This is a genomic window from Idiomarina sp. (genome assembly GCF_048265525.1).
Taxonomy (GTDB): Bacteria; Pseudomonadota; Gammaproteobacteria; order Enterobacterales; family Alteromonadaceae; genus Idiomarina.
On sequence record NZ_JBLXBI010000004.1, the window covers coordinates 302,354 to 310,533 of the forward strand.

General features: G+C 41.0%; 3 protein-coding genes and 1 pseudogene. 1 reads left to right on the forward strand and 3 read right to left on the reverse strand.

Going from position 1 to position 8,180, the window contains the following annotated elements:
- Positions 1-2,880, reverse strand: a complete 2,880-nt coding sequence (locus tag ACN0TF_RS10450) for an ATP-binding protein (protein WP_417441877.1) — start codon at positions 2,878-2,880, stop codon at positions 1-3.
- Positions 2,867-6,136, reverse strand: coding sequence for a PAS domain S-box protein (locus ACN0TF_RS10455; RefSeq protein WP_417441878.1), 3,270 nt, complete (start codon positions 6,134-6,136; stop codon positions 2,867-2,869). The genes ACN0TF_RS10450 and ACN0TF_RS10455 overlap by 14 nt, the downstream gene beginning before the upstream one ends.
- A gap of 301 nt (positions 6,137-6,437) precedes the next feature.
- On the opposite strand from ACN0TF_RS10455, the gene ACN0TF_RS10460 reads away from it, so the two are divergent.
- Positions 6,438-7,649, forward strand: a complete 1,212-nt coding sequence (locus ACN0TF_RS10460; protein WP_417441879.1) for a response regulator — start codon at positions 6,438-6,440, stop codon at positions 7,647-7,649.
- A gap of 419 nt (positions 7,650-8,068) precedes the next feature.
- On the opposite strand, the pseudogene ACN0TF_RS10465 reads toward ACN0TF_RS10460, so the two are convergent.
- Positions 8,069-8,180, reverse strand: a pseudogene (locus tag ACN0TF_RS10465) (Cd(II)/Pb(II)-responsive transcriptional regulator); the annotation flags it as partial.

Genomic DNA, 8,180 nt, shown 5'->3' on the forward strand with positions numbered 1-8,180 from the left:
TTATTTTTCAGAGAGCTTGTCAATTAACTCAACAAACTTGGATCGCGTAAAGGTAGCTTTGCTCATAACTGCATCGACAGTTGAGGCTTTCGCAGCGGAAGCTTCGTAATCAGAAGTTATGACAATTTTAATACCACTATTAACACGCTTTGCTATTTCAACAAGCTCCCATCCGGAGCCGTCTGGCAATGCAATATCTAAAACGAGAATGTCATACTTTTGCGATGAAAGTTTTTGTGTAGCCTGCTGTAAGGTGCGAGCTGTATCGACCTCAAATTTGCCTTTGAGTATCGCTGTAATGACAGTAGAAAAGTCGTCGTAATCCTCTACGTGCAATATTTTGCTTTTGTTTAAATGGTTCTTTCTACTTTTTATTTTATCAAACTTCTGATCGACGTTAACCCGTACATCGAGTTCGGTGATGCTCTGGGTATACGTTGGGATAGTAAACCAAAACCGAGTTCCTTTATTAAGTTCTGACTCAAATCCGATATCTCCTCCCATCTGTTTGATAATGTTTTTTGTAATAGCGAGACCTAATCCGGTACCACCTTTACTTCTCGAGTCTGAAGACTCAGCTTGCGCAAAAGGCTCGAATATTTTGCTCTTGAAAGCTTCCGGAATTCCGGAGCCGCTATCGATGACTTGAACTATAACCTTATCTCTTGATATTGAGGCACTTACTTTAATTACTCCTTCATTCGGAGAAAACTTCGCAGCATTAGACAGTAGATTAGTCATTACCTGCATAAACCGTAATTCATCAACTTCGATGTAAATGTCCTCTGATAGGTTACTGTCGAATTCGATAAGCGCACCATGTTGTTGGGCATAACCTTGGTTCTCAGTAATTGCTCTTAGAATAAGATATTTAAGAGAATAGTTGTCAAATTTTAGCGACAGGTTATTGAAAGCCAACTTCTCAATATCGAGTAAATCATTAATTAATAGAGTAAGTCGTTTGCTGTTACGCATCGCTAATTCTAATACACTTTCAGTTTCCTCTGACAATCGATCTGTTTCCAGCGATATAAGTGAGAGCGCCCCTGAGATTACTGAGAGTGGAGTTCTCAATTCGTGACTAACAGTAGAAAGAAATTGTGATTTCAACTTTTCAGCTTGTTCAGCAGCTTCCTTTGCGAAAACCAAGGAAGAAATGTCATGCATCGCACCTAATATCGACGTCGGAATGCCTGAGCCGTCACATTGAATGACTGCGTGGCCTTTCATCCACCGGAGCTCGCTGTTGTCTGATCTTACAATGCGAAATGTTGTTTCAATTGAGTTAGGAACTTTAACAAAAGGTTCTTTGTTGGCTGCCTGATATTTTAATTTTTTTAATAGCCCATTAAACTCTAATTTTTCTTTTTCACAAAATAGGGACTCAATCTCAGAGTAATTACCCTTAAACTCCTTAGGTGCTAAACCAGTAAGTGAATGCATTTGCTCGTTCCAAAGCATTTTTTGACTTTTTATGTTGAGTTCCCAAACGCCTATATTGGCGACCTGAGTTGCCGACTCCAGACGTTCTTTTAATTCTTGCAAGGATTGCTGATCATTTATTTGTTGACTAATATCGCTCGCTAACCCTAAATAGCCAACAGCGTTGCCATTTTTGTCAAACTCTTTAGTAACGATAAGCTCGACGGGCGTTCGTTTCCCTGATTTTGATATGTAAGTCCAACGATCTTTTTCCGACCCCTTTTTGTCAGGAATTGCTGTAAAGACGGAAAAGCCAGAAATTTCTCTGTCCAACTTTCTGCTGAGCTTTAATGCTTTAGCTTTTACTTCTTCTTGGTCGTGAAATATAGCCGGCGTTGCTTTATTGATAACCTCGTCGGATGAGTACCCAAGCATTCGTTCTGCACCGTGATTAAAAACATTTATGAGACCGTTTTTATCGGTTGCTATTATAGCCGTTTCGCTTGCCGCATTAAGCACATGGCTCAGTTTACTATTGACCTTACTCAGCTCTCGAGTTCGAGCTTTGACTTCTTTTGTTAAGGAATTAAGCAGCTTTTGCTGATAGAAATGCCTAATTAAATAGAAAAAACCAACAACCCCAAGAAAGGAGATGGTCCAAATAAAAAGGCGCGCTGGCCACAAATTCATTAACTCTTCTTCAGTCACGATGGCAAGCTGCCAATGCCCGCCGGGTATATTAACTTTAAAGGTTTCTGATGCATCACTAAAGACAGATGGATCTCCCCAAAAAACATCTTCACCAAGGTTACTGTTACTTGTTCCCTGTCTCAAGCCGAGCTTTACATTTGTGCCCGCTTCATGAGTCTCTTCTATAAGCGACTGAAACAAGCTCTCGGCGTCGATGACAGAGCTGACGAGTCCCCAGTAAGCCCCATCAATATACAACGGAGAGCGATAAACAATCCCTAAGTCTCCTTGAACCAACTCTAAAGGACCATGAAGCTTTGCCTTTTTTGATTCGATAGTTTGTTTAATTTCAGGCCATTGCGCGGTTAAACTTTCGTATTCTAAGCCCAATGCTGCCTCATTGCCTTCAATCGGCATAATCCAACGAAGTTTATTATCAGGTGCAATTCCTATATTTCTGAAGAAAGGACTGAACTGATAAACTTGCTCAAGCATTGAGTTAATCTCTTCCGGGATAACTTTTCCATCTCTGGCAACTACATAGGCTTCTATACCGTGCGTTAAAAAAGTCACGCCATGAAGTTCTGTTTCAAGTTGTGATTTCAGCCGTATAGCAAGCTCTGCTGAATTGCGTCTGAGCTCTTCTTGTTGTTTATTGTGATGGGTCTTAATAAGGTACTCGGTTAGGCCGATAACACAGAGAAATAAAATGGCAGCAATGAGTTTCAGCCAGTTTGGCCCTTCATGAGAAAGTTTAGAGTTGCTCATTTATTACCTCAGAGTCGCAGAAAGTCTTAGGCAACAGTATAAAAAACTCTGTACCACCTTTACCTGTGTTGAAGGCGATACTTCCTTCTAGACGCTCCATAATCTCTTTCGAGATAGATAATCCAAGGCCTGTTCCTCCGGTAGCTCTAGTGTTACTAGAGTTAGCTTGAGCGAACTTTTCAAATACCCGAGGTTTAAACTCTTCAGGAATACCTTCGCCTTTATCTTGTATTGCAATACGAACAAACTCATGATGTTCTTCAGCAGTAATTTGTACGGTCTCACCCTTTGGCGAGAATTTAACTGCATTTGAAATTAGGTTAGTAATAACTTGCTCGAGCCGCTGAGTGTCAACATAAACAGAAAGAGAAGAATCTATGGGAAGCAGTTTTAAAGTAACTTGAAAGCGCTCAGCATAAGTTTCATTTCGTCTAGTAATCTCAGCCAGAAGACAACCAATGGAAACTTTTTCAAAGCGCATTTCCATTCTTCCTGCGAGTAGCTTTTCGAGATCCAGAATGTCATTAATGAGCAAGTTCATACGTACGCTATTATTTCTTGCAACCTCTATCATCTCGAGCGCTGCCTTGGGTAAATCACCACAAGCATTGCCAAGCAACAAATCTAGAGCGCCAGTAATAGATGTAATGGGAGTTCTAAGCTCGTGGCTCACTGTTGAGACAAATGCATTTTTAATTTCTTCATTACGCTTTCTTTCCGAAATATCTTCAATAATGGACCAAATTAATTTTCGACCATTGTCATCGTATACGACCATCCCATTTAGTAAAACTGGATAGCGACTGCCATCCTTGCGTATATACTCTTTTTCAAAGGGGCCATAACGGCCCGTATTGGCCAAATTCTCTAACTGTTCAGCCTCAGCTTTTTCATATTCACGAGGCGTAATATCCCAGTAACTTAAAGAGGTGAACTCTTCACGCGTATACCCTGAGGGGGTAAGAAGAGCCTCGTTTAAGTCAATAAATTTTCCTGTTTCATAGTCGTTTAGGGCTATACCGATTGGAGATAATTTAAATAGACCCCGTAAGCGACTCTCGCTATTTTCTATTGCTTCATTTTTTTGCTTAAATTCTAATGTCGAGGAAACCCAGCGTGCTAGAAGACTCAAAAATTGTTTTTCTGTTTCTTTGAAGGGCATTTCCCGGGCTTTAGCAGAAGAGAAGTTGAGTGTTCCAAAGTGCTGACCATTTACCTCAATGGGTAAACCAATATAGGATTCAAGACCGAAAGTTTCGTAGCAAGGGTGTTGGTGATATTTCGATGCTGCCATATTATCAATAGCGACTGTTCTACCCTCGGATAAAACGATTTCGCAGTAAGTTTCTTTAAGAAGAAAAATTTGGCCTGTAGCTAACTCGGCTTTTTCTGGGGCACTAAAAGCAACAATTTCATACTCTTCTTCATCTATTTTACTTACTATTCCTAACTCCAAATTTAAATAGGAGCAGGCGAGTTCCAGGCCTCGGTTAATGCGTTTCAATGGATATTCAGGAGAAAGAGAGGCTATTTGATTAAGTGCTTTGAATGCCTCAAGCTGCTTTTCAAGCTCTTGTTGGCTTCTTTTTTCGTGAGTTATATCCAAGATAAATCCATCGAAGTACTCCACCTGACCGATTTCATTTTTAACAGCTCGTCCCTTCTCCTGAGCCCATCGAATACTGCCATCACGGTGTAATATTCTGTATTCTAGTAACCATTCTCGGCTCTTTTCTATGGCGTCTGAAATCTCTGATTCTAAATGCTTTTTGTCTGCAGAGTGAATGACACTGTCATAGGTTCGAACTTTGTTTTGAATAAAGTCGCTTGCGGGGTAGCCCGATAGTGGATCAACCTTGTCGCTCATGTAAAGCATGGTCCAATGCTTATCATACAAACAGCGGTATGTTACACCGGGGATATTATTAACCAACGAGCGGAATTGAGCTTCACTGGCTTTTAATGCTTGCTTACTTTTAACTTCTGGCGTTATGTCCCGAACAGCAAACACATATTGAGTTTCATCATCTCTAACAAGAGGGGCTCCATTGACTGATACGGCTTTCCATTTACCGCTAGGCCAGTGGATGGCATGTTGCACATTAGCTAGGGGTCGGCCTGTTCGCCGAACGACGGCAAATGGAAGATCTTCCGGAGGGAAAAATGAACCATCGAGCCGAGTGATTTGCCAACGGGGGTCATCAAAGGTCGCGTTGGTTTTATCTGGTGCATCCTGAGCTTTTAACCCTAAGACATTTATTGCTTCGGTATTTGCATAAGTGAATTTGCCTTCGGCATCAAGAACAAAAAAGGCAACCACATTACTATTAATAACTTTTTCGAGAAATTCTCTCTGTGACTCTACTTGTATTTCAGCTTGCTTTTGTTTGGTGATATCTTCGTGTGTGCCTGAAATGAGAAGAGGCTCACCACTTTGGGTTCTGGAGACCAAACGGCCTCTGTCATGAACCCATATCCAATGACCATCTTTATGACGCATTCTTGCTTCAAAGTCGTAAAATTCCGTGTCGCCGCGGAAATGTTTTTCTAATAGTTCACCGGATTTACCTAGATCATCAGGATGTGCCAGCGACATCCATGTGTCGATTGATATAGGTTCAAGCTCAGCAAGTGTATAACCGACAATATTCGCCCAGCGTTCATTAAAAACCGTTTCTCCGGTTTTAACATTCCATTCCCATGTACCAACATTGGTTCCTTTTAAAATAGATTGGAGTCGCTGTTCATTTTTGGAGGTATTAAAAAGTCTTTTCGTTAGTTGTATTTCGTTTTGTACAGCGGATGCTACGTCTTCTAAGATGGCCTTCTCTTTGTTAGAAAGCTGCCGGGGGCGGCTGTCGATTACACATAAGGTACCTATCCTGTGCCCGTCTGATGTTTGAATAGGGTAACCGGCGTAAAAACGAATTTTGGGCTCATTAATTACTAGTGGATTATCTGCAAATCGTTCATCTTCTAATGCGTTGCTGACTTCAAATACCTGATCCTCAAGAATAGAATAAGCACAGAAAGCAACTTTTCTGGATGTCTCGGACGCATCAATACCTTGCTTTGATTTAAACCACTGGCGGTGCTCATCAACCAAAGAAACTAATGCGATTGGTACATTTAGTGAGTTTTTTGCAATACGGGTAAGTCTATCAAAGCGCTCTTCCGGAGGTGAGTCGAGTAAGCCTGTTTCGCGAAGCGCTTGTAAACGTTCATATTCGTTACCCGGAATATCCGCTGCTTTCATTTATTCGCCTCGCTTTGAGTTCGGTACAACTTCATACTAGAAACTTTAATTGGAATCTGCAATTAACTTCTGATTGAAAGGTTAGTTTTTGTAACATTGAAGCTATTTGACTGCTGTTTTTTGCCGTAGCCCCATGAAATTATTGTTTTTATGATGGTATAGCCCGACGCTGCATATCGTCGCTAACTTCGGTTTTTGATATAAGATGTAAATAACTTGCTATATTTTAAATAGTCACAGGATTAAATAGCGTTAAAAAAGAAATTAAAAAACTTTCTACTTTAATTAAAGGGAGGCTAAAGTGAGCCCCGAAGATACAAACGCTGAAGCCAAGCTAGAGTTACTGCGAATAAAACAAAAAATCATAAAGAAAATCCCTGAACGTCTGGCCATTATATTCACTCTTGCGAAACGTCTGGAAGATATGAGTGGCGAAGAGTACTCCGAAGACTATGAAGATAAGCTATCTCAAGCGATTGAAGAGTTGGAGCTTGCTGTACACAGTATGATAGGAAGTTTAGGCAGCCTCGACCTAGAGTGGGAAATGGAGCAAACTCGCTTGTTGAATGAGCAAATTAATAAATTCAAGGGAAGTGGAAAGCCACCCTCTAAATATGAGTGGGAACGGTTTTATATGACGTTAACGTCATTGAAGTTGAGTGTGCATCGAATCAGTCTGGGGAGCTTTACTATCAACTCAGCCCGAAAAGAACTGAGGCCAGGCAAGGGGGTTTGGGTTGTAGATGATGACCCTGACCAATCTGAAGTTCTTTGTAATTGGTTTCAACATGAGGGATACCAAACCCGCAGCTTTTTAAGTCTGGATGACTTTATTGATAATTTTGATATTGAAAGTAAGCCTGACATTATTTTTATGGATATGAGATTTAGAGAAGGAGAGTTTGCTGGAGCAGAAAAAATTTCAAGTTTACAAGTTAAGCATGGGAGCCTTCCTCCGTTGATATTTATGTCTGTTCAGAACAGCCTTGAGGCAAGGCTTATGGCTTTTCGCGCGGGTGCAACTCGATACTTAATGAAACCACTTGAACGTGAGTATTTAATCAGTCTCGTCGATGAGTTAAGCAGTGAAGTTCCTCCGTCTCCATACAAGGTTCACCTTGTGGATGACGATGAAGCTCAATTAAAACTCAACCAGTTTTATTTAGAATTAGCGGGGTTTCATGTTTCTACCTCATACAAGCCTTTACGTCTAATAGACGATTTGAAGCGTTTTCAACCGGACGTTGTGGTGCTCGATGTTTATATGCCTGAAGCATCAGGCCCTGAACTTGCTGCTGTGTTGAAAGAGATGCCCGAATATAGACATCTGCCCGTTTTGTTTCTTTCGTCAGCCCCAGATCCGTCAACGCAATTGTTGGCTTTGGGGATGGGGGGAGATGAGTACCTGATAAAACCAGTACAACCTAACCGGCTTGTTGCATGCTTACGAAAGCATGCTCGTAAAAGACGGTTGCGGGAGATAAATGGCCAAGAAAAAAACAATAATAGATGAATTAAAGATGTCGCGTGTCACGTTGATGGCACAATTTTGACACAAAATCAGAAACAAAAAAGCCCCGCTGTTTCCAGCGAGGCCTTGCAATATGTGGTGCCGGAGGCGGAATCGATAAGATCTAATAACTTATTGTTTTATAGTGGATAAAAAATATTAAGATTCAAGCGTGTTACTTACCTTGTTACTAAAACTTCAGCTTTAGTTTTTTGATTGAAAGCTTTTTCACAAATGAATCTTTTAACTTTTTGGCTATGCCCAATACTCGCTTAACACGTTGAACATAGCTATAGTGGTCTGCAACTTGTGAACGTGTAGTGGCAAATAAATTCGGGTAAGCGGATTAAATGGTTGATCTTACCTTTGCATGAGAGTGAGACAGACCGGCATCTCATTGGATTATCTGGTTGATGCTTCACCTACTGCTGGTGCATGTTTCCTTCGCTAATTCCAGCAAGAACCCCACACGCCTCAACTTCCCGGTCATCGTTGCAACTCGCTCTCAGTGAAACGAGTTGTTTCTCAAGCGCT